The sequence below is a fragment of the Corynebacterium sp. UMB8791 genome (genome assembly GCF_054166365.1).
On sequence record NZ_JBSZCG010000089.1, the window covers coordinates 1 to 308 of the forward strand.

Genomic DNA, 308 nt, shown 5'->3' on the forward strand with positions numbered 1-308 from the left:
GTGACCCAGCGGAGTTCCGCGCGGGCCTGACCAAGCCGGGCACGGTCTCTGGCGCGGCTGAGGAGTTTGAGGTCGAGCGCGAGGTGCACCTGCTGCAGCGCAAGACCTCCCGCATCGGCAAGGGCCTGGGCAAGACCACTGGTTGGGTTCACCGTGCGGAGATCAAGAAGGCCGGTGTCAAGCAGTACACCGGCGTCACCTACAACCGCATTGACGACGAGGGCCTGCACATCACCATCGATGAAAAGCCACAGGTCATCACAGTTGACAACGTGATTGTCTGTACTGGACAGGTATCCAATCTGGAC

At 61.0% G+C, this 308-nt stretch carries 1 protein-coding gene; it reads left to right on the top strand.

What is annotated here, in order from left to right; translation table 11 throughout:
- Nucleotides 1-308, top strand: a 308-nt coding sequence (locus tag ACXIUA_RS02410; RefSeq protein WP_457976014.1) for an FAD-dependent oxidoreductase, incomplete at both ends; no start/stop codon positions are given.